18 protein-coding genes are annotated in these 24,449 nt (G+C 43.5%); 12 read left to right on the top strand and 6 right to left on the bottom strand.

Going from position 1 to position 24,449, the window contains the following annotated elements:
• Positions 1-22: 22 nt before the first annotated feature.
• From IE130_RS04090 to IE130_RS04060, 7 genes are all read left to right on the top strand, one after another.
• Positions 23-625 carry a GNAT family N-acetyltransferase gene (locus IE130_RS04090; RefSeq protein WP_189582025.1) on the top strand — a complete coding sequence of 201 codons (603 nt, stop codon included), beginning with the start codon at positions 23-25 and terminating at the stop codon, positions 623-625.
• Positions 625-2,124: an MFS transporter gene (locus IE130_RS04085; RefSeq protein WP_189582022.1), complete on the top strand. Its 1,500-nt coding sequence runs from the start codon at positions 625-627 to the stop codon at positions 2,122-2,124. Before IE130_RS04090 ends, IE130_RS04085 begins: the two co-directional genes overlap by 1 nt.
• A gap of 119 nt (positions 2,125-2,243) precedes the next feature.
• Complete coding sequence (locus IE130_RS04080; protein ID WP_189582019.1) at positions 2,244-4,169, top strand: IucA/IucC family protein; 1,926 nt, start codon at positions 2,244-2,246, stop codon at positions 4,167-4,169.
• Positions 4,170-4,173: 4 nt separating this feature from the next.
• Entirely contained in the window at positions 4,174-6,255 is a 2,082-nt protein-coding gene (locus IE130_RS04075) for an IucA/IucC family protein (RefSeq protein ID WP_189582016.1), read from the top strand.
• A gap of 97 nt (positions 6,256-6,352) precedes the next feature.
• Complete coding sequence (locus IE130_RS04070; protein ID WP_189582013.1) at positions 6,353-6,994, top strand: RraA family protein; 642 nt, start codon at positions 6,353-6,355, stop codon at positions 6,992-6,994.
• A 205-nt stretch (positions 6,995-7,199) separates the two neighbouring features.
• Positions 7,200-9,605, top strand: coding sequence for a TonB-dependent receptor (locus IE130_RS04065; RefSeq protein ID WP_189582010.1), 2,406 nt, complete (start codon positions 7,200-7,202; stop codon positions 9,603-9,605).
• Between the two features lie 144 nt (positions 9,606-9,749).
• Entirely contained in the window at positions 9,750-9,983 is a 234-nt protein-coding gene (locus IE130_RS04060) for a DUF1272 domain-containing protein (protein ID WP_189582007.1), read from the top strand.
• A 112-nt stretch (positions 9,984-10,095) separates the two neighbouring features.
• On the opposite strand, the gene IE130_RS04055 is transcribed toward IE130_RS04060, so the two are convergent.
• A complete protein-coding gene (locus IE130_RS04055) occupies positions 10,096-11,046 on the bottom strand; it encodes an EamA family transporter (RefSeq protein WP_189582004.1) in 951 nt (316 codons plus the stop codon).
• 168 nt (positions 11,047-11,214) lie between these two features.
• Between IE130_RS04055 and IE130_RS04050 the strand changes: the two genes are divergently transcribed.
• The 3 genes from IE130_RS04050 (at position 11,215) to IE130_RS04040 (ending at position 16,275) form a co-directional block, all read left to right on the top strand.
• The gene (locus IE130_RS04050; RefSeq protein ID WP_189582001.1) at positions 11,215-12,615 is read left to right on the top strand and encodes an aminotransferase-like domain-containing protein; all 1,401 of its coding nucleotides are present in this window, start codon (positions 11,215-11,217) and stop codon (positions 12,613-12,615) included.
• A gap of 330 nt (positions 12,616-12,945) precedes the next feature.
• Positions 12,946-15,303 carry a PAS domain-containing sensor histidine kinase gene (locus tag IE130_RS04045; protein ID WP_189581998.1) on the top strand — a complete coding sequence of 786 codons (2,358 nt, stop codon included), beginning with the start codon at positions 12,946-12,948 and terminating at the stop codon, positions 15,301-15,303.
• A 33-nt stretch (positions 15,304-15,336) separates the two neighbouring features.
• Positions 15,337-16,275 carry a response regulator gene (locus IE130_RS04040; protein WP_189581996.1) on the top strand — a complete coding sequence of 313 codons (939 nt, stop codon included), beginning with the start codon at positions 15,337-15,339 and terminating at the stop codon, positions 16,273-16,275.
• 222 nt (positions 16,276-16,497) lie between these two features.
• Here the strand turns inward: IE130_RS04040 and IE130_RS04035 are convergent, their stop codons facing one another.
• Positions 16,498-16,995 carry a hypothetical protein gene (locus tag IE130_RS04035; protein ID WP_227676123.1) on the bottom strand — a complete coding sequence of 166 codons (498 nt, stop codon included), beginning with the start codon at positions 16,993-16,995 and terminating at the stop codon, positions 16,498-16,500.
• A 202-nt stretch (positions 16,996-17,197) separates the two neighbouring features.
• Here IE130_RS04035 and IE130_RS04030 point away from each other — a divergent pair, with 202 nt between their 5' ends.
• Complete coding sequence (locus IE130_RS04030; RefSeq protein ID WP_189581993.1) at positions 17,198-17,869, top strand: hypothetical protein; 672 nt, start codon at positions 17,198-17,200, stop codon at positions 17,867-17,869.
• Positions 17,870-18,017: 148 nt separating this feature from the next.
• Here the strand turns inward: IE130_RS04030 and IE130_RS04025 are convergent, their stop codons facing one another.
• The 4 genes from IE130_RS04025 to IE130_RS04010 form a co-directional block, all read right to left on the bottom strand.
• A complete protein-coding gene (locus IE130_RS04025; protein ID WP_189581990.1) occupies positions 18,018-19,010 on the bottom strand; it encodes a virulence RhuM family protein/type II toxin-antitoxin system death-on-curing family toxin in 993 nt (330 codons plus the stop codon).
• Between the two features lie 71 nt (positions 19,011-19,081).
• Complete coding sequence (locus IE130_RS04020; RefSeq protein ID WP_189581987.1) at positions 19,082-19,825, bottom strand: M90 family metallopeptidase; 744 nt, start codon at positions 19,823-19,825, stop codon at positions 19,082-19,084.
• Positions 19,826-20,000: 175 nt separating this feature from the next.
• Complete coding sequence (locus IE130_RS04015; RefSeq protein WP_189581984.1) at positions 20,001-22,055, bottom strand: autotransporter domain-containing protein; 2,055 nt, start codon at positions 22,053-22,055, stop codon at positions 20,001-20,003.
• 199 nt (positions 22,056-22,254) lie between these two features.
• Positions 22,255-22,848, bottom strand: a complete 594-nt coding sequence (locus IE130_RS04010; RefSeq protein WP_189581981.1) for a TetR/AcrR family transcriptional regulator — start codon at positions 22,846-22,848, stop codon at positions 22,255-22,257.
• A 119-nt stretch (positions 22,849-22,967) separates the two neighbouring features.
• Here IE130_RS04010 and IE130_RS04005 point away from each other — a divergent pair, with 119 nt between their 5' ends.
• A complete protein-coding gene (locus tag IE130_RS04005; protein WP_189581978.1) occupies positions 22,968-24,407 on the top strand; it encodes an NAD(P)-binding protein in 1,440 nt (479 codons plus the stop codon).
• Positions 24,408-24,449: the final 42 nt, after the last annotated feature.

Genomic DNA, 24,449 nt, shown 5'->3' with positions numbered 1-24,449 from the left:
GTATAACAATCAGGAGCAAGTCATGCCGACCATCACCCAAAACCTACCCGATACTTTTAGTATTGAAGCTTATCAAAAGACGTTTGCATTGAGACCTGTCAAATACCCAGATGATATGCCATTGCTGTATAAATGGATGCATGCTGAGCATGTGGTTGATCAGTGGCAGCTACATCTCCCAATGCCGCAACTAAAAACCCATTTTGAAAAAATGCTGGCCGATGATCATCAGCGTCTCTACCTCATACTTTGTGATGATAAGCCGATTGGCTATACAGAGGTTTATGAGACGGCTCGTGACCGGTTGTCTCATTATTACAAAGCCAAAGAGACGGACATGGGCTGGCATATTTTGCTTGGCGATCCAGCGGTGGTTGGCAAAGGCTATCTAAAACCAACGGGTTTGATGATCAGCAAGTTTATATTTGAGCATACTGAGGCCAAAAAAATCGTGGGTGAGCCTGATAGCAAGGTTGAGGTGTATCAGTGGGTGGCCGATAGCTTTGCCTATAGAGTACAACGCCTGATTGAGATGCCAGAAAAGACCGCCGCCTTGTATTTTTGCAATCGCGATGAGTTTTTGGAATCTAGAGGTTATCTCAGCTTTTATGGTGCCACTGCTTAATGAGCAAAGCTCCTATAAATAAAGCCCCTATAAATAAGGCATCTACTAATGAATCGCCTATAAACGAAGCCTCGAATATTAGCAGTCATAGCTTGACCGACAAACAGGTACAGCAGGTATTACTGACATTACTACTCGGCGGTACGGTCGTCAGCTTTAGTAATAGCGCGCTTAACCCGGCTATTCCTGTCTTCATGTCTGTATTTGATGTCGATATTGTGATGGGCGGTTGGGTACTAAATGCCTATGTCTTGGCCATGAGCGTAGGGCTAATGCTGAGTGGCTACTTAAACAAAAAGTTCCCTTTTAAGCATGTTTATTTGGCGGCCATTTTTGGGTTTATGCTAGGCTCAGCCATTGGCATGCTGGCCTCTAGTATGAGCCTTGTTATCATTGCTAGAGCCATACAAGGGCTGAGTGGCGGTCTGATTATTCCACTTTCTATTGGTATGCTGTATCAGATTTATCCGCAGCAGCAGCATGGCAGAGTAATGGCGCTATGGGGCATTGTTATTATGATGTCGTTGGCGTTTGGCCCTTTGGTGGGGGCTTATTTGGTTGAGCAGTTTGCGTGGTGGACACTGTTTGCCATTACCTTGCCACTCAGTGCGGCGGTCATGACGATGGTGTGGTGGTTAATACCTGACATGCGCTCACATGATGAAAAAAGCCCTTTTGATACCATCGGGTTTATCAGCTTACTTACTTGGCTGCTGGCTATGATGGTTTGGCTGAGCACGCTGAAAATAGATTTTACTGGTGGCTTATTCAACAGTGATGGCTTATTAAAGATAGCTACCTTGGGTTTATTGTCTATTGGATTTTTACTGTCCGCGATGGTTTGGTGGGCCTATGAGCGGCGGCAGAAACATCCATTATTAAACGTGCGTTTGTTTAACAACAAAACCTATTTGCACAGTAATATCATCAGCATTAGCCAAACAGTCGGTTTGATGCTGTGTCTCTTGTTATTACCCGTGCTGATACAAGACGTGATGGGCGAGAGTGCTTTATGGACAGGTGTTGTCCTGATGGTCGCGACGCTCGTGGCCAGTATCACCACGCATTACGCTGGCAAGATGGTAGATAAGCAAGGTGCCAGAGGGATTGGCATCGTAGGAATTGCGATTAGTGCGCTGTCTACCTTGATGCTGGCATGGTGCTTGTATCAGCCCACACTTTGGCTATTAATGCTAATTATGAGTATGCGCGGTGTCGGAGTGGGTCTAGCATACCTGCCAACCACGACCGTTGGGTTTAGCAGTTTACCCAAAGACGCAGTCACTGAGGGAGCCGCACTTAATAACATCAGTCGCCGCATCATCTCTACCATATTTATCACGCTGTCCACCCTTTATATAGACAGTCGAAGTGCGCAGTTATTAGTAGCAGGTAGTAGTGATGGTATGGCAAGCGCGATCCAAGAAATACTGGTGGTCATCGCGGTGATTTTATTATTCACAATTCCTTCAGCGTGCAAATTACCACGATCCCCATAAACAAATACCCCGTATCGGGGTTTACTTTAACTTATTAACATAAATAATTATCATTCGCTTTAATACGTCTAAATTCATACTTTTATTTGATTCAATTTTCAGACAGGAAGCTTATATCTATGTCCAATCATCTAGCAAACTCTACCAAAAATAATAATAGTACAAATATCACTTATGCAACTAAACCGTGGCAAGCACCTGTTAATTCTCAAATTATCGCACGCGCTGAGCAACGAGTGATTAAGCAATTGCTACAAGCATTGTTATATGAAAATATTATTGATTTTGAATCTGAAAGTGCGAACACCGCTAATGACAGTGCTGATGATGGGGCACTGCTGAATTTTGTTATCAAGGCAGGTGATGATGTCAGTTATACCGCGCAAGGTTATATCCATTATAGTTTTGACATCATTCGTTTAAATGACTTGAATGTGCAGCGAGTGGTTAATAGTGTTGCCCAAGACGCTATTCTTGAGCATGTAATCAGTGATATCTTGCTCAACATTGAAGGTGCAGAACTCAAAGACAGCTTTATCAAAGAGCTGCGCCATACCTTAGTGAATGAAACACAGTCTCAGATACTGGCTTCTAATATACCTGTGCCTATTGATACGCTCACTTATGAGCAACTCGAAGGTTATTTGACGGCAGGGCATCCTTATCATCCGTGTTTTAAATCTCGTATTGGTTTTGATTTACAAGACAACTATGACTACGGGCCGGAGTTTGATCAAAACATCGACGTAGTGTGGTTGGCGGTCAAAAAAGAGCTACTGGTGAGCAATACCACTACCGGCATCGATATAAATGAATGGGTAAAAGATTATGTAGGTGCGGATGAATTTTCTGCACTCAATGCCAAACTCATAGAAGTACTTACAATCACAAATGAGACAGCTAATAATTATTGCCTAATACCTGCACATCCTTGGCAATGGCAAAACACCTTAATTCAAGCATTACAGCCACTGCTTGCCACGCAAGAAGTTATCTACTTAGGTAGTGCAGGTCATCAGTACCGCGCTCAGCAGTCTATTCGCTCACTGACGATGCTTGGTGATAGCGATGACAATGGTAACAATGACACTATTAATGATAAAGCCTACTTAAAGCTGAGTATGCATCTGATTAACACCTCAAGCACGCGAATATTGGCAAAGCATACCGTGATGAATGCGGCTGTTGTCACTACTTGGTTGAATCAACTGATTGCAGATGACAAGACTGCCCAAGCATTACCCATTGCATTTTTGGGTGAGACCGTTGGCGTCAGTTTAGACCATGAGGCGTTACGCGCGCGTGGCTACCAGCATCCAACTATGTACGGTGGGCTAGCTGCGATTTGGCGAGAAAACGTCAGTCAGTATCTATCAAAAGGGCAAACAGCATTCCCGCTCAATGGTGTCAGTTATATCAATGCTGATGGCTCGCATTTAATAGCACCTTTAATAGCACCTTGGCTTGATAAATATGGTGTAGAAACATGGATTGCGCAGTTAATTAAGGTCACTGTCACCCCTTTATTGCATATTTTATTTGGTTATGGTGTGGCACTAGAATGCCATGCGCAAAACATCGTCTTGGTACATGAAGATGGCTATCCCGTAAAAGTCTTGCTAAAAGACTTGCATGACGGGGTTCGTTATTCACCTGAGCACTTAACCCAACAACATCTGCGTCCAGAATTTTATAGCTTGCCACCTGCCCATGCTGCCTTAAATAGAGGCTCATTCATCGAGACCAAAGATACCGACGGCATTCGAGATATGACGGTTGCTTGCTTGTTTTTTGTGGCGTTGTCAGACATTGCGATTTTTATGCAGACGCATTATCACTATTCTGAAGTGGCGTTTTGGCAACAGGTTGCTGACTGCGTGACCGACTATCAAACCTCTCATCCAGAGCATCAAGTACGGTTCGACTTGTTTGATGTATTCGCTGAACAAACGCGCATTGAGTCATTGGCTAAGCGCCGATTATTCGGAGACAAAGCATTCCCGATTAAATACATCAATAACCCATTGTTTAAAAGTCGGGGGTAAAACGATGCATACATTATTTCCTGTGCAAACTTCTGCGCAAAACAGCCATCTTGATGTAAATCCTGAACCAGATATCGAGGCCATTCAATGGTCGCTGATTAGTCATTTGGTAGAGTGCTTTCTATTAGAGCAGTGGGTGGATGAGCACCTTATTCAAGTGACAACCATCCATGAGTATTTAGCAAATCATCAGACGACTCAAGCTCAAGACGCGCATCAATTTTTAGCGTTGCTACCACAGCAGTATCAAGACTTCTTTGACCAAGATAACCCATTAATGGTGATGAAGGTTGACCAAGATAGACAGTTATTACTACTGGTAGAGCCTGCTTACGCTTCACCGTGGCGATTATCTAAATCTTGTCTTCCTATCGTACACAACGTCAATGACAGTCTTAATAACAAGCGTCATATGGACAGTGCTTTGCTAGAGCCAGTAAGCTCAGCACAGCAGTTGTTAGATATCTTTTTATCAATGATGGATAGTGCCAGCTTATCTGATATCGGTGTCTTAAAGCTAAAAGAAAGCTTAGAGGCTTCTTTTATAGCTCAGCAACAGTCAGCGGTGGCAAACATCACGACGGCAGTTTGTCAGTATCCGCATTGGCATCAAACCTTAATTGCGGCGGAGCAGTGGGCTTCGCTGATGGATCGTCCGTTTCATCCATTGGCTAAAGGCAAGTTAGGCTTTACGGCAACAGAATACAAACGTTATATGGCAGAGTTTAACCAGCCCATTACGCTGGTATGGGCTGCCATTGCCAAAAGCCATGTCATGGTGGCAGAGCATGTTAAAGACATGACAATAAAAAATCCAGCGGCCTACCTTTTGGACGCTACGCAGCAGCGGAAATTAATGCGAGAGCTAGATGACAAAGGCATAGCGGATACGCACATTGCGATGCCCGTACACCCTTGGCAAATGACTCATGTAATTGATGACATGTATGCCGACGATCTTGCCAATGGCACAGTTGTCGCCCTGACTTTTGAAGCGCTCATCACTTATGCCAGCTCGTCCATGCGCAGTATGTTAATTGATGCTGATACGCCAAATAGCATTAAGCTGCCTATAGGTGTGTACGCACTAAACTCAAAACGCTACTTGCCAGCCCTCAAGCTGATCAATGGTGAAAAAAACCAAGCCATATTGATGCAGGCAAGAACAATAGACTCGGTACTATCATCACAGCTACGGTTATGGGATGAACGTCTGTGGTGGGGTTATATGTCTCCGTCTCATTTGCATGACAAAAGCGCTATCAATCCGCAATTTTATCAAGAAAAACCCACGCATTTAGGCGCGATGCTACGTCAACTGCCAGAAGATCTGTGTGACGATACGATTCAACTGTTACCGATGGCAAGCTTGGGTATGTTGGTATATCAGCAAGGTGTCAGCCATCACATTTTTGACGGGATTGTTCAGGAGGGCATTCATAGTACTAACCAGAATAGTAGTCAGGACAGTGCTCAAGAAAAATTGCCACAGAATAAAAAACCCGCTGTCATAGCGTGTTTTAAAAATCTTTGTGATGTATTTTTGGGGACTATGCTGCGCTGTTTACGCCTAGGGTTTGCGCCTGAGATGCATGGGCAAAATATTGTTATCGTATTAAAAGACAATCGTTTTACCAGTCTGTTATTGCGTGACCATGATTCCGTACGCATCCATCTATCATGGCTGGCACGTCAGAAAATAGCAGATCCTGAATATCTGAGCCCACCAGATTTTAAAAACCGTCTATATCGCGAGACGCCGCAAGCGTTAATATTTTATCTACAGTCGCTAGGGCTACTGGTTAATATTCGGGCGATTATCGAGTCATTGGTTGAGCACTATCATCTTAATGAAGATACGCTGTGGCACGAGGCAATGACTAGTATCGAGGAATCCTTAGTGACTATCGATTTTGATGACGATCAACGTCAGATACTTCATGACGAGTTATTAAGCAGTTCACACTATCCGCATAAAACATTGCTATTGCCTGTGATTGCACGTGGCTCTGACCCTCATGGCAGTATGCCAGCTGGTGAAAGCAAAACAACAAATCCGTTCAAGCGTGTTAAGAAAAGCCGCTAGCCAATTAACTCTTTTAACTAACTAATAGCTACTTAGTGATGCGATAAAAGTTATCGAGAAACAAGCAAAAGCTAAAAAGTGCGATAGTGAGAACACAATGAATGACATCGATATTCACGACCTTATAGACAGATATAAGGAGATAGGCACTTCAACCATTGGTCATCTAACGAGGGAAGGGTATTTACCAGATATTAAAGCTCTGAATCATTGCACGGCTACCATAGTCGGCCGAGTGTTAACAGTACAACTAACCTCTGACAACACGGATGTGATCAATCAGGCATTGATTCAAGCAGCGCCAAATGATGTGCTATGTATTGATGCTCAGGTATTGGGCGTCACCGCATGTTGGGGAGCACTGCGCACTTGTGCTGCTATCTACGAGAAGCTGTCCGCCGTCATTGTCATTGGACAGGCGACTGATTCGCTACAGATTCAGCAGCTGGGCTTCCCTATATTTGCACAAGGTATCAGTGCTGTGACGACATTTAAAAGCGATCAAGCACAAGGAGTATTAGCCTCTGATATTGCCTATCGCTTTGGTGAGCAAACAACGATTATCCGTTCAGGCGATATCGCTATGATGGATAATGATGGCGTGTTTATATTATCTGTTGATGTAGCGCAGCAGCTATTACCAGATTGCCAAGAGAAGCATAAAGAGGATGAGGTTAAGTTTCAGCTATTTTTTGAGGCGTATCGTAATAATCAGTTAGATAAGTTGTTTGAGAGCTAGGGTGTGTCCTAGTGAAGTTATCAAAAATTAGGTTTTAAGCTAAGCCGCAATCATCATAAGTAAGCACTTACTAACAAAGTATAAATACATATAGAAATAAAAACGATTATCATTTACAATATCGTTCACAAAGTTAGTACACACAGTATTGTTAGCTAAATATAACTGATACCACTATTTGACTATCCAACTAAGTGAAGTAAATATGAAAAGCCATCATCAAGTTGCTCTATCCGTTCTTACCCTTTGCATCAGTCAGCAATTATATGCACAAACCGATGTCAGTACTACGGGTGTTGCTGTCAATGCGGCTACGTCAGAAGCGTTGACCTCAAATTCAACATCAAATTCAACATCAAGTTCGGCATCAACTGAGACGCCCAATGTGACTTTAGACACTATCAATGTCACTGCTAAAGCCAGAACAGGTACGGCACTGGCGCAAAAAATTAGCGAGATGCCAGCCGTCACGCAAGTAATCACTGAAAATGAGATTCAGATGCAGGCAACGGGTGACCGTACCACTGGTGATATATTGGCGCAGCTGATTCCGAGCCTAGGTGCCAGTAGCGGTTCAACCAGTAACTATGGCACTACCATGCACGGTCGTCCAGTACAGTTTTTGCTGAATGGGGTGCCATTGAGCAGTTCACGTAGCCTATCACGTGAGCTAAATAGTATTGATTCTGCACAGCTTGAGCGGGTAGAGGTACTCTCAGGTGCTACCAGTATCTATGGTGCTGGCGCGGCAGGTGGTCTTATCAATCTCGTGACCAAATCTTTGGTCGGTTATGGTCCTATCAGACAAACCAGAGTCGGCGTCAGTAGCAGTCGTGGCTTTGAGTCAGACTCATTGGGTTATCATGTAGGACAAACCTTAGGATATGGCGGCGAGCGAGTGTATGGTCGTCTAGATGTTGATTACGATAGCAAAGGCGGCAAGTTCGATAGCAAAGGCAACCGTATCAGCCCAGATGTGAACCAAACGGACCAACAAGATACCGAATCGCTAAGTGTTAATGGTAGCTTAGGTGTAGAGCTCACTGACAGCCAACGTCTTGACCTTGCAGTGACTTACTATAAAGATGAGCAGGATACGGACTACGGCCCAGACTATGGTGATGGTTTGGGAGTATTGTTTGGCGCAAAACCTTCTTTAAAAGCCATCGATGGTGCCGACGTAGAAAACGAGCCTTATACCACTAAGACCTCAATGAACTTGAACTATAATAATGACGATATTGCAGGTTCAAGCTTAAGTGTGACGGGCTACTATCGAGACGAAAAAGGCCGTTTTTATCCTTCTGCCAAGAGCGCAGCAACCCAAGCAGCTGAAGTATGGCAGGCCAATGGTTTGACTGATGAAAAAACCGTGAACAAGCTTACCAGTGCTGCAGTATTTGTAACCCAGTCAGAAGCTGATATCGAAGTAATGGGTTTGCGGGCAGCCATGCAAACCGAAACCGAAATCGCAGGAAAAAAGACACTGTTTAGCTATGGTGCTGATTTCGAACGAGAAAACAGCGAGCAGACCTATTATGGTCAAAACCTAAACACCTTTCTTGCCAGTAATGGCTTGACCGCCCAAACCAATGGGCTTACTTATAATGGTGGACCAGATACTACCATCGATAAATGGGGCGCTTTTGTCAATGCAGATGTAGACATCACTGACAAATGGCATACCAGTGCTGGCGTGCGCTATCAAAAGCTTAAGTCAGAAACCGATACCTTTACGCCCATCTATGAGCAGCTGCTTGAAGAATATTTTAACGACCCTCGTATCAGTGGGACAAGCGCAGCTTATGGCATTGACTATCAAGCAGGCGACGTAGAAAAAGGCAGTACAGACCACGACAAAACCTTGTTTAATCTCGGTACTAGCTATCAGTTAACCCCAAATGATCAGATATTTGCCAATTTTTCACAAGGGTTTACCACAGCAGATATCCAGCGTGCGCTGCGTGATGTGCGTGCAGGTTTTGTAGTCAACTCAGACAATGTTCAACCAATTGCGATTAACAACTACGAGTTTGGCTGGCAAGGCAAGCATGGCGATACAGCAGCACGCTTGAGCGGTTTTTATAACGAATCAGACAAAGTCGTACGCTTTACTGACAGCTATACCGTAGAAGTTGTCGATACTGATGAGCGTGTTTATGGTGTAGAAGGGTCGCTCAGTCATGACATTAGTGATAAATGGCAAGTAGGTGGCAGTGTGGCGTACACCCGTGGTCAGTATGACAAAGATGGTGATTGGTTGGAGCTAGATGCAGTACGTCTAACACCGCTCAAAGGTACCGCATTTGCACAATACAACTTTGATGAAGGCAGCAATGTCCGCTTGCAGGCATTAGCGATAGGCGGCGATGATAAAGCCTTTAAAGACCAACAAAAAGACCCTGACTCTAGTGCCTTGCCTGTCACCGGCTATATGACACTTGATGTATTGGGACAAGTAAAAATGCCAGTAGGCCGAGTAGATTATGGGGTTTATAACTTGCTCAATAAGGACTATTTAACAGTCTATCATCAAACCACGTATGGAGACCTGAACCGCTTACCGGCATCAGGCACCACCTATGGCTTAAGTTACACCGTTGATTATTGAATAATAAGTACTCAAAAGCCTTTCATACTAATTGTTTGATAGTATGGAAGGCTTTTTTGTTTAGGGCGTGTCCTCATTTTAAAAATGAGATAAATTTTCTCTATTTGATATTATTTAATACTACTACTGTAATTGGAAAATAATATGCTTGAGCTAAAACCCAATTGTGAATGCTGTGATAAAGACCTGCCGCCTAATGCTACAAATGCGATGATCTGTAGCTTTGAATGTACGTTTTGCACCTCTTGTGCGGCTAATGTTTTAAATAACTATTGTCCTAATTGTGGTGGTAATTTAACTAGCCGCCCTATACGTCCTACGTCTTTACTTAAGCAGTATCCGGCATCATTAAAGCGTGTGGTCAAAAGAGACAGGTAAAATGCAGTTAAAACATAGCGTTTAGATGTCTATTCATTGCCATGCCATTTACTAGGGCGCGTCTTCAATTCAGTCGTTATCAATAAATGCGCTGCGTTATCCGCATCTGCTACTAAGTAAGAATAGCCTTCCTTCCCAGTCCTATCTTCACATTTGCCAATATCAATCCAGATAAGATGAGCATCATCGCTAGCATCTTCCACCATGTCACCACCTCTCCTGTGAACAGCACTGAGGTCGCCATACCGAATATGGGCACCAGTAGAGCAAAGGGCATAACCTTGGAGGCGGTATTTTGCGCCAGCAGATGTGCCCACAGTCCAAAGCCAATCAGGGTTGAGATATAGACTATAAACCCAAGCGATAGCCAAGACTTGAGCGATGCTTGCGTGAACGTCGCTAACTGCCATGCTTCGGTTTCGAATAGTAGAGAAGATAACGTCAAAATCACACAGGCGATCAGACCGCCCCATACCACCAGTGCTAGCGCAGAAAGTGCCGATGTCTTATTTGAAGTTTTATTGTTGCTATTGACAGGCAAGGCAGTAGAAATATTACTGGTACTCTGCTGCGTTGAGGCTTGTTTTGAAGCAATATTTCCAAAGCTCCAGCCTATGGCCGCAATCAAGATACAGATGAAGCTAACCAAGGGCATATCACCACCAAGGTTAAGCGCAATGACACCCAGTCCTAGCACACCGACTACCATCCCGATGATCTGCATGCGACTCACTGCTTCACCCAGTATGACAAAAGCCAGTAATACGGTAATAAAGATCTGAACTTGTAGCAATAACGCCGTTAGTCCTGCCGATGCACCCAAATGCATGGCGGTGAATACAAAAGCATACTGCATGACAAAGGTGCCGATCGCATAAATAAATAGCGTACGGTTGAATTTAGGTGGTTTGAGGAATAAAACCAACGGCACAGCGGTAAAGAAAAAGCGTAGGGCAGTGAGCATTAATGGTGGAAAGCTTTCAAGCGCCCATGCAATAAAGGTAAAGTTCACGCCCCATATAAAGGTAACCAATACGGCTAAGGCAATGTGGATTGGGGTCATAGGATTATCCTAAATAATGATTATTCGTTGTTGATGCACTCAACTATAGTTTAAATGTCCATAACAGACCCGATACAGTTTCACTAATGGTGAACAAAGTGTATAGTTATTCTCAGCATGACACTTCTTTTATTCATAAACCTCATATAAAAATAGGCGTCCTTCATTATGGTCGAAACCTATACACTCAATCCTAATTTAACCAAAACTGCTGCCGTCGCTGAATGGCTACAGCAGCGTATTGACTGGCAGATTTACTTGGCCAATCAGCGTGTTCCCTCGGTGCGAAAGTTAGCGAAACTATTAAATATATCAACCTTTACGGTGGTACAAGCTTATGAGCAATTGGTCGCTACCAACATATTAACCGCCAAACCCAGCTCGGGCTATTATGTCAATACGCAAGCACAAGTAGTCCAGCCCAATGATGATAAAAGAGTAGTCGTTAAGCACCCAGTAATAGATACGCGCTGGCTGGTACAGCAAGTCTTTAGTGATATTCCACATCATCGCTCGCCAGGAGTGGGAACATTACCGAGAGACTGGATACGTAATGATAAGATGGAATGGGCCATACGGCAGGTCACCCAGCAAGCCGATAGCTTTATCTATGATTATGGCAATGTTCACGGCTATCTACCGCTACGTCAACAGCTGGTTCAACACCTACATACGCTAGGCATGCAAACTAATGCTGACCACGTAATTACTACAGCAGGAGTGTCGCAAGCCGTGACCATGGTGGCGCGGCTTCTTACTCAATCTGGGGATACGGTGGTCGTTGATGGGCCGGGCTGGTATTGGCTATCAAGCTGCCTGCAACAACAGGGATTAAACGTCGTCTCTGTAGAACGTGACCATCAAGGGCCTAATATCGAGCACATGCAAAAACTGTTTGCCACGCATCGTCCTAAGCTATATTTAACCAACAGTGTGCTACATAATCCGACTTCTTATAACCTGCATCCTGCGCGAGCGCACCAAGTGCTCAATCTTATTCATGAGTACGACGCTTATATTTTTGAGGACGATTTATACGCCGCATTCGTACCGGGTGGCCAAGTGCTGCGTTATGCCAGTCTTGACCAGTTTGAACGGGTGTTTTATGCGACAGGGTTTTCAAAGTCGATGGCGTCCGGCTGGCGAGTCGGCATGTTGGTCTGTCCTGATAACTATATCGATGATGTATTACGTATGAAAACCTTGAGTAATTCAAATACGCCAGAATTTGGTGAACGAGTTTGTCATCATTTATGGACGCATGGTGAGTATCGCCGGCAGATTAAAAAAGTGCAGCAGCATTTATATAGCGCTCATGAAAGAATGCGCAACGCATTACCAGAGATAGGCCTTATCTACCCTGAGCATACACAAGCAGGTCTCTTTGTTTGGGTAGATACTGGACAGGATACGAGCCAGCTGGCACTAGATGCCTACAAAGAAGGCTGGCTGGTCGCACCGGGGCAATTGTTTTATCCAGATGCGAGCGCCTCAAGCCATCTACGACTCAATGTATCAACAACGGGCGATGATTTTTTGGCGTGGTTAAGGAAGTATTTAGATAATTAAATATAAGTAACTGCCTTCTATCAAAAATATAATTTTACCACTAGTAAGCAAAATAATAGTAAGCAAAATAATGTTCACACCTACCTAATTTATACTAAGCAAGTAGCAAAGACAAATGCTGGCAGGATTGTATCTTCTAACATCAACACAGTTGTCGCTAAAATTAAAAGCTACTGGTTAACACCTGATAAAACAAAACTTTTGTCATCATATTGTCATGACGGCATCGTATCCTTGAGCCCACTATAAATGGTGGTTGCGTATCACTGATGTCTTTATTCATTAAGTGATTCATTGATGTTGGTAGACGCATCAATATAAGGTTTATCTATGAGTGTTGCTGGTCGGCTTGGTAGTATTTCCACACGTATGCTGATTATTTTAGCGTTGGCTTTTTTACTAATTATCCTGATGGTGTACTGGGTCATCGAAACCCAAGCTAAGCCTCGCATACTGGAGATGACCTCAGAGACGGTGGTTGAAACGGGTAACGAAGCCATTAATAGCATTATGGCAAATATCAGCCACGTCGACGGACTGGCAAAGGCAGCCAGTGCGATGGCTGGCGGGTTACCAAAAGAAGACCGCCTTTATAAAGAAACCTTTGGCAATCTCATGCAACAGACCGATCAACGGATTGTGGGCGGTGGCGTGTGGTTTGATCCAAATATGTATGCTCAAAACCGAGAGCGCCAGTCGTTTGTGTGGGCGCGTGATGACTCAGGCAACATGCAGCCGTTAGAGTATTATAATCAAGTGCGCCAAACGCCGAGTCCCTATTATCGAGAGTGGTGGTACATTCCTGCGATGTACGCACGCCATGACCACTGTGTCTGGAGCCGTGCCTATGTCGATCCGCAAAGCAATCAGCCGATGATGACGTGTGCCAAGGCATTGTATGACAGTCGCAATCAGGCTTTTGATGGGGTAGTGAGTTTTAATCTGCTATTAGATAACCTCGATGACGCCATGAAAAAGTGGCAAGATAAGCTGGGTGGTTATGTCTTTTTGGTAGACTTGGACAATCGATTTTTGACCTTTCCTGATCAATCTATGGTCACGCAAGTGACTGAGGATAACCCCCAAGGCGAGATGGTAACTGCGCATCAATTGGCCGAGAAAAACCCTACCTTTGCACCTATTGCGGACAGCCTAGATAATATTAACCAAACACTCATCGATGAGGCCGTTGCCAAAGATGAAGGTCGTTATACGCTCGCGGCACGTAGTATTTTGAGTACGACTAACCTGAATAAAATCGGCGAACAAGAATCCAAGTTACTGTCAGCATTACTGCTATTAAATATTGACCAAACATTTAATTTGGTAGACAGTCACTTGATTGGGACCATCGCTGTGCCCAATGATTTTGTGTTGCAGCAGCCTGCCACCGCCTTTGTGTTTCGTATGCCGTTTACCTATTGGAAGATGGTCATCGTCAAGCCCAATAATGACATGATGAGCGTGGCAAATGCATTGTCAAACCAGCTGATTCAAACCATGCTACTGGGTTTTATTCCTATCTTGTTGTTGACCGCATGGGTGTTCCGTCGCTACTTTACGCGACCACTAAAGCACATGGCACTAGCAGTGGCTGATATGGGCACATTGATTGAGCAAAAAAAATATCAACAATTAAGCGCGCTTAAACTACCACACTCAAATGTCAGCGAAATTCAAATCATCAGTGAGCAGACCAATCAATTGATCGACCGCGTCGTTGAAAATGAAGGCGCACTTGCTGAAATCAATGTTCATCTAGAAAAACAAGTCGCCGCCCGTACGCAAGACTTACAGCAAGCCATGGATGAGTTAAAAGCCTCACAAGTGCATCTGGTGCGCTCTGAAAAAATGGCTACATTAGGTCAAATGGTGGCAGGCGTGGCACACGAGGTCAACACGCCGCTGGGCTACGTGCGTAGTAACATGGAGCTGGTCGGCGATAATCTTGTTCGTTTTGATGAGCTGCTACAACATACCGATCAATTATTGCAGGCGTTAAAAGCGCCAACTATCAACCAAGAGCAAGTCAAACAGCTGATAGAGCAAACGCTACAATGCTGTGAGGAAATCAAAGAAGATGAAGTCAGTGAAGATTTGACCAATCTAATTAAGGACGGACTGTATGGTGTTGATCAAATTGCTGAACTGGTCGTCAGCTTGCGCGATTTTTCTCGAATTGACGAATCTAAGGTAAAAGATATCGATATCAATGAGTGTATCAATACCTCATTGATTATGGCTCGCAATAACTTAAAAACTCTAGACGTCAAAACCAATCTAGCCGAGCTGCCGCTGATTCAATGTAATCCTTCACAAATCAACCAAGTACTATTAAACCTATTTAATAATGCCGCCCAAGCCATACCGAGTGATCATAAAGGGACATTACAAGTCACGTCGTCTGTGGATAAGGCACAGAAGTCTGTTGTGGTACGCATTATAGACAATGGATCTGGTATTAAAGAGGATGTTTTAAATCATATCTTTGAGCCGTTTTTTACCACCAAAAAAGCAGGCGATGGCACAGGGTTAGGATTGGCCATTACGGCACAAATTATGGAGCAACATGATGGCCGCATTGAGGTTAGCTCAATAGTCGGGGAGGGCACGACATTTACCCTCATGCTACCGATACAGTCTATCGCTCATGAAAAGAAACCTTCGCAAGCCTTATTTGAAAGTTAAGAGACTTCCAGCCACTTATTTAAAGAGAGCGTCATGCAAAAACCAAAAATCGCTTTTATCGATGACGAGCCGCGTATCCTGCGCAGCTTAAAAATGCATTTTCGCCAGTCACATGACGTATTTATTACAACCGATGCTACTGAGCTGATGGAGTATGTCAGCCAGAATGAGGTGCAAGTGGTCATCAGCGACCAACGCATGCCAGATAAGCAAGGTACGGAAGTATTGAGTGACATCAAAGCGGCTTCGCCAAATACTATTCGTATCTTGCTAACCGGTTATGCGGATCTAAATGCCGTGATGGATTCTGTGAATGAGGGCGAAATTTATCGCTATATCACTAAGCCATGGCAAAATGATGAACTTAAAAAAATCGTTAATAAAGCCACAGAAATTGCTCAGAAAACCCAAGAAATAACGCAAAACTCTACGGAAAAGGATGCGACTCAAAACCATGCTGATAGTGGTACTGTTAGCAATCGCAATATACTGGTATTAGATGACGATGAGAGCGTCTATCAACAAATAAAAAGTCATTTTAAGAGCGCTTATACCGTGAGCTGGGCCAGTAACCTTGAACAGGCCGCGAAGCTATTACAAAAAAAACGCTTTGGCGTCACTATTACGGATTCGACGCTCAATAAAGAAAATATTACACCCATCGTTTATGCCTTAAAAAATATCCAGCCAGATCTGATGGTTCTGATGCTGACGGAGTTCAAAGACGCTCATATGGTCATTGATTTAATTAACAAGGGTCAGGTGTATCGCTGTCTACCAAGGCCAACTAATTTATCTATCATGAGTATCAGTCTTGATCGTGCTTTTGATCATCACGAAAGATTGGTACAGCAGCCGATACTGGCAGCGCGCCACCATGTCGAAGAAGTGCCGGAGTCAGAGGCTTTTAACTTTTCTGAAAGATTGAAAGGTTTCTTTTCTAAATTCAGAGGTTGGCGCATTAGTAGATAAAAAGAATAGGGCATGTTAAACATTCTCTATTCATGGTTTGAAAAATCATCGCCTCATATAAGCCATTACATATAAGTGTCAGCTCACTAGGTACTAAATTGTATATAGACTTCATTTAACATAATATACATTATGCGAAAACAAACCAACGGTCTTAGAAGGTAAGTATCCTATATTTAAACACTGTCTTAGCTCAGATATTTCTGGTATTAAGTTCAACTGTTAACGACACGTTTCCTGCAAATATCTGCGTAAAGTTCTGCCATCCTCATTTAAACTTACATCTGCGACTTTGCAATCAGCAGTCTTATTATTAGCATCACATGACAACTCATAATAGATATCGCTACCTTGCGCCAAGCTAACCTGAACCAAACCTTGCTCAGTCATCGAAAACTTTTTGTCTTGTGTATAGTCAGGATCTTGAGAATCCCACAGCACATCATAATCGATATTGCAGGACGTTTTATTTTTATCAAAATAATTTTGTTCAAGTTGTATGGCTGCTTGTAAATCAGCATCTGCATATTGCTGTAGCGCAGCAGGATTGCTCAACCCTTGGTCATCAGCATCTTGTTGATACATCTTTGTGATGGTCGCAATCTTCATGGCAGCCATAACAGCTTGTTTCTGATCTGATGTTGTCACATCTGCTGTAGCGCTACCGACAGGCATCAGTCCTATGGTTAGCAGAAATATGAGTGATTTATATGTTGGCATGATGTTCTCTACAAGCTTTTACTCTATAAGTGTTACAACCTATTACATCATACCCATATTTGGACTCTGCTGTATTATCGTATCATTCAGGTTTACTTACCAAAAGAACCATTTCATAGCGCGCTTATGCTACTTTTTTATTTGTTCTCATGACAATTTTGAGTGATTTTTTATCTCTGATAATCGTGTTAAGGATGATTTTATGACGATATTACCTGCTTTTTTTAAGAAAAAATCTGCGACATTGGCTTCTAGTAGCCTTTTATTGCTTACTTTGACCGCGACTGGCTGCCAGTCCGTTTCTGAGTCCAGCGAAGCCATTGTGTCTCAACCAACCAGTAGCTCATCAATGCCTAGCAATGCTGATATCAGTCAGCAAACGCTTAAACAGCAATCATTGCGCATTCAGCACGCACTGGCTAATGGCGACTATGCCAGTATCACCAATGATATTCATCCCACACGTGGCGTCCGGTTCTCGATGTATGCTTATGTGCGCCCTGAGTCTGATAAAGTCTTTAGTCGCGGGCAGTATGCACAGTATCTACAACAGTCCAATATTCGCTTTACGTGGGGTGAAAAAGACGGCACGGGTGATTTATTGATCACGCCGCTACCTGACTATTTGAGCAATTGGGTCGCTGCTAGTGCATTTGATCAGAACGCAGAGATCAGTATTAATAGTAGTAAAGCTATGGGCAACAGTATTAACAACTTAAACAAAATATATCAAAATTCTGAATTCGTTGAGTTTTACAGTAATGGCAGTGAAAAATATAGCGGTATGGATTGGCGTGCGATGCGTTTGGTGTTTGAGGAATATCAAGGTAAGCGTTATCTGGTGGCTGTCATTAATGACCAGTGGACAGTTTAAAGCATATAAAAACGATTGACTGACCACTTTTGTAGGGCGCGTTTAGAATAGCAGACTACTCTACTTGGTTTATCATCATGGTTATATCCAAATATAAAGATATACGTTGCCACCTATGCTACAGGATTGTTGACAATAATCCTGTTTATTACCCTTCTAACGACAGCATATTCATAATCAGTTTAATCAAAGTCTCTTTTTGATTGGGGTCGGATTCAGCGACCAATAAGGTTAATGCCGCAAGCCCAGTATTATTGATGACCATGTCACCTTTATCATTCAGCAGTCGGTGATTACGGTGCAAAAAATCCACGAACAGAAAAGCGCCGCTGCGTTTATTACCATCAGTAAAAGGATGGTTTTTTACCATAAAGTACAGTAGATGTGCCGCTTTACTCTCGATAGTTGGGTACGCAGGCTCACCAAAGACAGTTTGTTGTAAATTACCCAATACACTATCCAAACCATCACCACGAGGCTTGGCAAATAATTCAGTCGCCTCACCCCTATCTATCAGCTGCGCTTTCAAATCAGTTAGCGCTGCCATGGCCTCAGCCGTACTGGGTAAGACACCACCATCTTGTCCTGCAGGACTATCCAGCAAACCTTCATCATAGCGCTGTAACCATAAAAACGTCTGCGTATAACGACTTATAATCTCAACCAGTCCGCGTCCTTCGTCGGTTTTAAGCTCGGGACTTTGTGCGGTTTTCTTGATTAGTTTTAGCGCTTGTTGCAATTCAGTAGAGTTTTTATCGAAGCGCTGTTGATTGAGCGTATAGCCTTGTACCAAGTACTCACGTAGGCGCTGTGTTGCCCAACGCCTAAATTGCACACCTTGAGGAGATTTTATGCGATAACCGACTGATATAACCACGTCTAAGTCATAAAAAGTCACCGGACGGTCTGAATTTGCAATATGCATTTTTTGCATATTGCTTTTTTCATCGATTTCTTCATCTTTTATGGCATTGGCAATATGACGAGAAACCACGGATTGGTCACGACCAAATAACTCGGTCATTTGTGCTTGTGACAACCAGACGGTCTCTTGCTCAAAACGTACATCTACTTGCGCCTTTCCATCAGCACTTTCATAGATCTCTACTGTTGACATGTCGTCATTTATAGCGTTAATCATCTCAGCTTCCCAATCCTAAAGCCTTCAATTGATCAGCCCGTATTGAAGGCTTTAGGTTCTGTACTCTTTATTCATAGTGGTGTTTGCTTAAAGAATTTCACCATAATCTCATAAATATCTGGATACGCGTCCACTAGCTTTTGCGGTGTCTCAAAAAACACTTCACTCAGAACCGCAAAAAATTCCGCAGGATTGGTCGTTCCATAGCGATCTAGCCCTGACTTGCGATGGGTTTGAAAGTCCTCAAAATCTCGCGCCATAATCTCAGTCCAGCGCGCAGGATCCATATCAGGTTGCATCGGTGGAAAACCGTTGGCGCGGCCATTCATCATATCAAGTTTGTGCACAAACTCATGAATCACGACATTATGACCATCGCGTTCGCCTGAATGTTTGGCATCTTTCCATGACAATATAACAGGACCTCGCTGCCATGCTTCCCCACTACGGTGCTGACTGCCTTCGTGGACGATACCAAACTCATCTACAGTAGTGCTGTCGCTTTTGTATGAACCTGGATAGATAATGACAGATGACCAGCCAGCGTACCATTCAAGGCTTAGGTTTAAGATAGGCAAACAGGCTTGCAGCGCAATAGACTGCCTAACAGCATTGGTTATTTCAAACCCTTGCGCACCAGTAATGGATTTATCAGCCAAAAACAAAGTCGCCAGCTCAAACAGATGCGTCATCTCGTCATTGTTTAATCTATCCAGTATCACAATACGCTCAGCCGCTTGTACCCAATCGGCATGGGTAAACTCGCTGTTGTCCAATATACGCTGTTCACGCCAGTCTTTTATAATGCCAAACATACACATCACCCCTATTCTTATAATATTTGGAACACATTTTTTATTACCACCTCTGAATATTATAGCGGTAACCAATAATACGCCATTATAATTGGTATATTGAAATATATAAGAAAAAAAACGCTGCTCATAAATCAATTATTGAGCAGCGCAGACTTACATCATACATTGATATTTAAAACTGATATTGCAAGCCTAGTTGTACTGAGCTGTCTTTATCGTCACGTGCAAAGGTGGTGTCGCCATTCAGATACGCATAAACGTTTTTATGAACCTTGTTACTCACACTCAGCTCAAAACGTCCATAATCGTCGTCTTTATCTGCTTGAGTGATGCTAACCTCTCTTGTCCGACCATCAGCTAAAGACGTGGTCGATAAATTATCTATTAGACCATCTTCAATCACATGCACATAAGCGACTTTGCCTTGAAGCTTGGCAGGCGTGCCCATCAAATTAAAACCATACTGTAACTGGTAACCAAGCTCTGAATCCCATGCCTCGCTAGAGGTATCATCAATCTTGAGCGCAGTGCGAGAATTACCATTGCCACTGGTATAACCCTCTATGTCTGTATCACTGTAATTGAGACCCAAAAAGGCACCATGGGCGATATTTTTTTGCATAAGAAAATTATATCCAAGCTCATTGTGTGCGCTAAACACATCGGCATCAGAATTACCACGTTCGCTATTGTTGATAATATTGATACCATCATTACCATCCAGCCTGACGGTTCTATTAACGTCCAAGTCATGCTTAGACAGACTTAAAGAAGTAGTATTCCACCAAGCTGTGTCTTTGCCGCCCAGTAACGAGTAGGCCTGAACACCATAACTCGTATCTTTTTTAATACCGTTTTCTACGCTTTTATTGTTTTGATTGGCCGCTTGCACACCTACGCCAACACGCCAGCTAGGTTGTATAACGTACTCGCCATATAGACCAATATTGGCACGAGTGCCTTCTTGTGCATTATCAGCGTCCACATAGCTTTGAGATCCATCTACCCAAACCTGAGCACGCGACTCATAATCCATTGGATTGGTGTTATCCATTGCCTGTAGCGCCAAAGCATTGGCACGTTCAAGCACAGCTGAATGTGAGTCGGTAGCATTAATTTTTAATGCGGCGCCCATTGTGTTTTGCAGAGTGATAGCGCTTTTGGTTGAGGCGATGATATCGGCATTCGTTTGCTCGACAATCAATTTACTAATGATACGAGAGTAGTCGCGCATTCTTTGTGATAGTCGTTCTGCGCCAAAGGCCGCCGTGAGCACTTCCTCATTGTCTAATGCAGGGTTATGCCACGTATAGCCGCCTGGGATATCTGGGTTTTCAGTTTGTGTATAACCATCATAGTCAGGCCCGAGGCTCCAGTTGGTTGCCTCAAATCCTACGACCTGCATGACGCTATCAAAAGACTCTTGATCACTACAGCACCCAACGCCATAAGGCTCGTATGGTTCTGTATTACCTGGTGCAATAATGGCTGGATTGACCTCCACTGTAATACCAAGCTCTTTAGCAATACGCAGCGCATTTTCACGCAAACTTACATTGGCAGCCACTTCATTGCCGTTATTGTCATAAGCATTTCGCCCTGCGTTGGCATACATTTTGTCGCCTGTAATCAGACTGTCTAGGTTAATCATACCCAGTGCGGTCGTTTTTTCTGCGTCCGTGAGCTGATTAACAAACGCCTTTGAACCATTGAGACCACCCTCCTCTGCACCAAATGCTACAAACTGAATGTCATGCTCTGTTTCAATGCCAGTCAGGTTTCTGGTCAACTCAGTTAAGACGCCAGATCCAGAAGCGTTATCATCCAACGCCTCTAAATTCTCATAATTTGGATAGGCGACGGCAGAATCATAATGTGCACCGACAAACAGCGTTCTGTTGGTATCAGCACTGCCTTTTTGAGTCACGACAACGTTATTGCTCGTTAACGTCTCACCTTTGAATAAACCACGAGGCGCTACGAAATCGAAAGTTTGGCGATTGACTTGGTTATTACTGCCATCGATGGTCATACGCTGCTGCATATAGTCAGCAGCTTGGACTTCTTTGTCAGAACCTGTATACCTGCCAGCATAATCGCGGGCAAGCGTTAACGCCGTTTCTTCACCATAAGTACCGTACTGAGCATCTGCAAATGTTTGCGAGCCTGTTAGCATTGTTAGAGCTGCAACGACTGAAACGGTAAGCGGTGATAAGATAGTATTCAAACGGCCTCTCCTTGGTCAAAGAAATGTAATCAATGTTAAAAAGTAACCTAAAAAAATATGGTTTACAAGACAAAAAATCCATGTTTACTTATTTATTTTTTTTGAATAAAAGAGCGGTTGATTGAAATGCCAATTGTCTGCTTATTATGAGTATTTATTGATTGCTGTTTGATATCTATACTGCTAATTACGATCGTCTTTAGAAGGGCTTTACTTTAGCTTTAGTTATGTCAACGGCATCCAACTGTACTTCTACCACTCGCAGAGCCATCGTCTTCCAATCTAAATCTATATCATGGGTAAACACCATATGGTGGCTGATACTTACATAGCCATGCACGATTGCCCAGATATCTAGCGCTATTTGTCGACGCTCCGTCGCGCTAGCATCCTCTGGCAAATAAGAACCAGCCACCCGTACCAATTTTGAGAAAGCACTATCTCTTGCTGCAATGGCCTCGCTTGAGGGCTGATATCCTGCATCAGACTCCCCAAAAATCAGCCGATAATGGGCCTCATGTTGCGCGCCAACATTGAGATACCCTAGGCACGCCTCTAGCACTTGCTCTTTGCTTGCCTTGCCTTCCGGAATGACATCCATAGCTTCACGGACTAGGTTAAATCCTTCAATGTACAGCGCATCTAATATGCCTTGCTTGCCTTGGAAGTGACTGTATATACCGATGGTGGACAATCCTGCGCGTTTAGAGATACCGCGCACGCTTAAGGCATCCCCGCCGCCTTCTAAGAAAAGCTCAGATGCTGCGTTTAGTATTTTGGTTCTGGCATCCATTAGATTCTCACTATCTCTTGACAATTATAACAGCGTTATTCTAGTATATAACACTGTTATGCACAAACGATTATGAATTGATTGTATTGATAAAAATTTAACTTGAGAGTAAGGACGCTATGAGTATTCAACAGCTAGAAACGGATTATCTAATCATTGGTAGTGGCGCGGTGGGCATGGCTTTTGCTGATGTACTGCTCACAGAGACAGATGCCAATATCATTATCGTTGATAAACATCATAAGCCAGGTGGCCATTGGAATGACGCCTATTCGTTTGTCACACTGCATCAGCCATCGTCTTTTTATGGTGTTAGCTCACGTGAGCTTTGCGGCGGTATGATTGATAAGATTGGTTTAAACAAAGGCTTGTCTGAGCTGGCATCAGGCGCAGAAGTTATGGCCTATTTTGACAAAGTCATGAAGCACACGTTTTTACCAAGCGGACGCGTGACATACTTCCCGATGTGTGAGTACAAAGGCGACGGCAAGTTTTCATCGTTGCTGTCTGATACCAGCTATGCGGTTAAGGTCAATAAAAAAATCATTGATGGCACTTACTTCAAAACTTCAGTACCAGCAACCCATACCCCTAATTTTAAGATTGCTGAAGGTGTGAAATTTGGCCCGCTAAATGACTTGCCGAGTATAACCACATCACATAATGGTTATGTCATTATAGGTGGCGGCAAAACAGGTATCGATGCGGTTTTATGGCTACTAGAAAATCATATCAACCCAGACCATATCACGTGGATTATGCCCAGAGACGCTTGGCTAATTGATCGTCAGAACACCCAGCCCTCTCGTGATTTTTTCACCCATACTATTGGAGCACAGGCCACTCAGGCAGAAGCAATTGCCGATGCTGAAAATATCGAAGACCTTTTTGACCGTTTAGAAAAAGGCGGCGTATTAATGCGTATTGATCCAAATGTACGCCCGCAAATGTTCCATGGTGCTACCATTAGTAGTGAAGAGCTTAAGCAGTTACGTAGAGTTGAAAACATTGTGCGTAAAGGACGCGTGACCCGTTTAGAGACTGACAAGATTTATTTCGGTGATGACAGCATTGCTACCACTCCCAACACAATGCATATCGATTGCTCTGCACGCGCAGTGCCAGTAACAGAGACGTACGATGTATTCAAAGGTGATACCGTGGTAGTACAAACCGTACGTACCTATCAGCCTGTATTCAGCGCAGCATTCATCGCTCACATTGAAGCCAATTATGATGATGAAACTGTCAAGAACGAGTTGTGCCAAGTGGTGCCAATCCCAAATCATGATACAGACTTTTTGGTTGGGCTCGTTAAACAAATGCAGAATCAGATGCGTTGGTCAAAAGAGCCTGCGCTACGTGAATGGATGATTAACAATCGCTTAGACGGTTTCACCAAATTGGTAGGTGCCAGCGAAGATACGCCACCTGAAGAGCTAGCTATCCTTAAACGTCTAAAAGAAGCAGGACCAAAAGCCGCTGCAAACATGCCCAAGCTCATGGGTGAAATTATGCAAATCACGGCAGCACGTCACGCCAACACCGCTAATGCCTAAAAAATGCTAGAACTGCCAATAATATCTATCAAGGAAGCGACT

Origin of the sequence: Psychrobacter glaciei (assembly GCF_014652895.1) — a bacterium.
GTDB lineage: Bacteria > Pseudomonadota > Gammaproteobacteria > Pseudomonadales > Moraxellaceae > Psychrobacter > Psychrobacter glaciei.
Note: the sequence above shows the minus strand (reverse complement) of the source record. Positions and strands in the feature narration are given on the sequence as shown.

Coding starts and splice junctions, on each gene's coding strand:
- IE130_RS04090 (WP_189582025.1), top strand. CDS start 23: ATGCCGACCATCACCCAAAACCTACCCGATACTTTTAGTATTGAAGCT.
- IE130_RS04085 (WP_189582022.1), top strand. CDS start 625: ATGAGCAAAGCTCCTATAAATAAAGCCCCTATAAATAAGGCATCTACT.
- IE130_RS04080 (WP_189582019.1), top strand. CDS start 2,244: ATGTCCAATCATCTAGCAAACTCTACCAAAAATAATAATAGTACAAAT.
- IE130_RS04075 (WP_189582016.1), top strand. CDS start 4,174: ATGCATACATTATTTCCTGTGCAAACTTCTGCGCAAAACAGCCATCTT.
- IE130_RS04070 (WP_189582013.1), top strand. CDS start 6,353: ATGAATGACATCGATATTCACGACCTTATAGACAGATATAAGGAGATA.
- IE130_RS04065 (WP_189582010.1), top strand. CDS start 7,200: ATGAAAAGCCATCATCAAGTTGCTCTATCCGTTCTTACCCTTTGCATC.
- IE130_RS04060 (WP_189582007.1), top strand. CDS start 9,750: ATGCTTGAGCTAAAACCCAATTGTGAATGCTGTGATAAAGACCTGCCG.
- IE130_RS04055 (WP_189582004.1), bottom strand. CDS start 11,046: ATGACCCCAATCCACATTGCCTTAGCCGTATTGGTTACCTTTATATGG.
- IE130_RS04050 (WP_189582001.1), top strand. CDS start 11,215: ATGGTCGAAACCTATACACTCAATCCTAATTTAACCAAAACTGCTGCC.
- IE130_RS04045 (WP_189581998.1), top strand. CDS start 12,946: ATGAGTGTTGCTGGTCGGCTTGGTAGTATTTCCACACGTATGCTGATT.
- IE130_RS04040 (WP_189581996.1), top strand. CDS start 15,337: ATGCAAAAACCAAAAATCGCTTTTATCGATGACGAGCCGCGTATCCTG.
- IE130_RS04035 (WP_227676123.1), bottom strand. CDS start 16,995: ATGCCAACATATAAATCACTCATATTTCTGCTAACCATAGGACTGATG.
- IE130_RS04030 (WP_189581993.1), top strand. CDS start 17,198: ATGACGATATTACCTGCTTTTTTTAAGAAAAAATCTGCGACATTGGCT.
- IE130_RS04025 (WP_189581990.1), bottom strand. CDS start 19,010: ATGATTAACGCTATAAATGACGACATGTCAACAGTAGAGATCTATGAA.
- IE130_RS04020 (WP_189581987.1), bottom strand. CDS start 19,825: ATGTTTGGCATTATAAAAGACTGGCGTGAACAGCGTATATTGGACAAC.
- IE130_RS04010 (WP_189581981.1), bottom strand. CDS start 22,848: ATGGATGCCAGAACCAAAATACTAAACGCAGCATCTGAGCTTTTCTTA.
- IE130_RS04005 (WP_189581978.1), top strand. CDS start 22,968: ATGAGTATTCAACAGCTAGAAACGGATTATCTAATCATTGGTAGTGGC.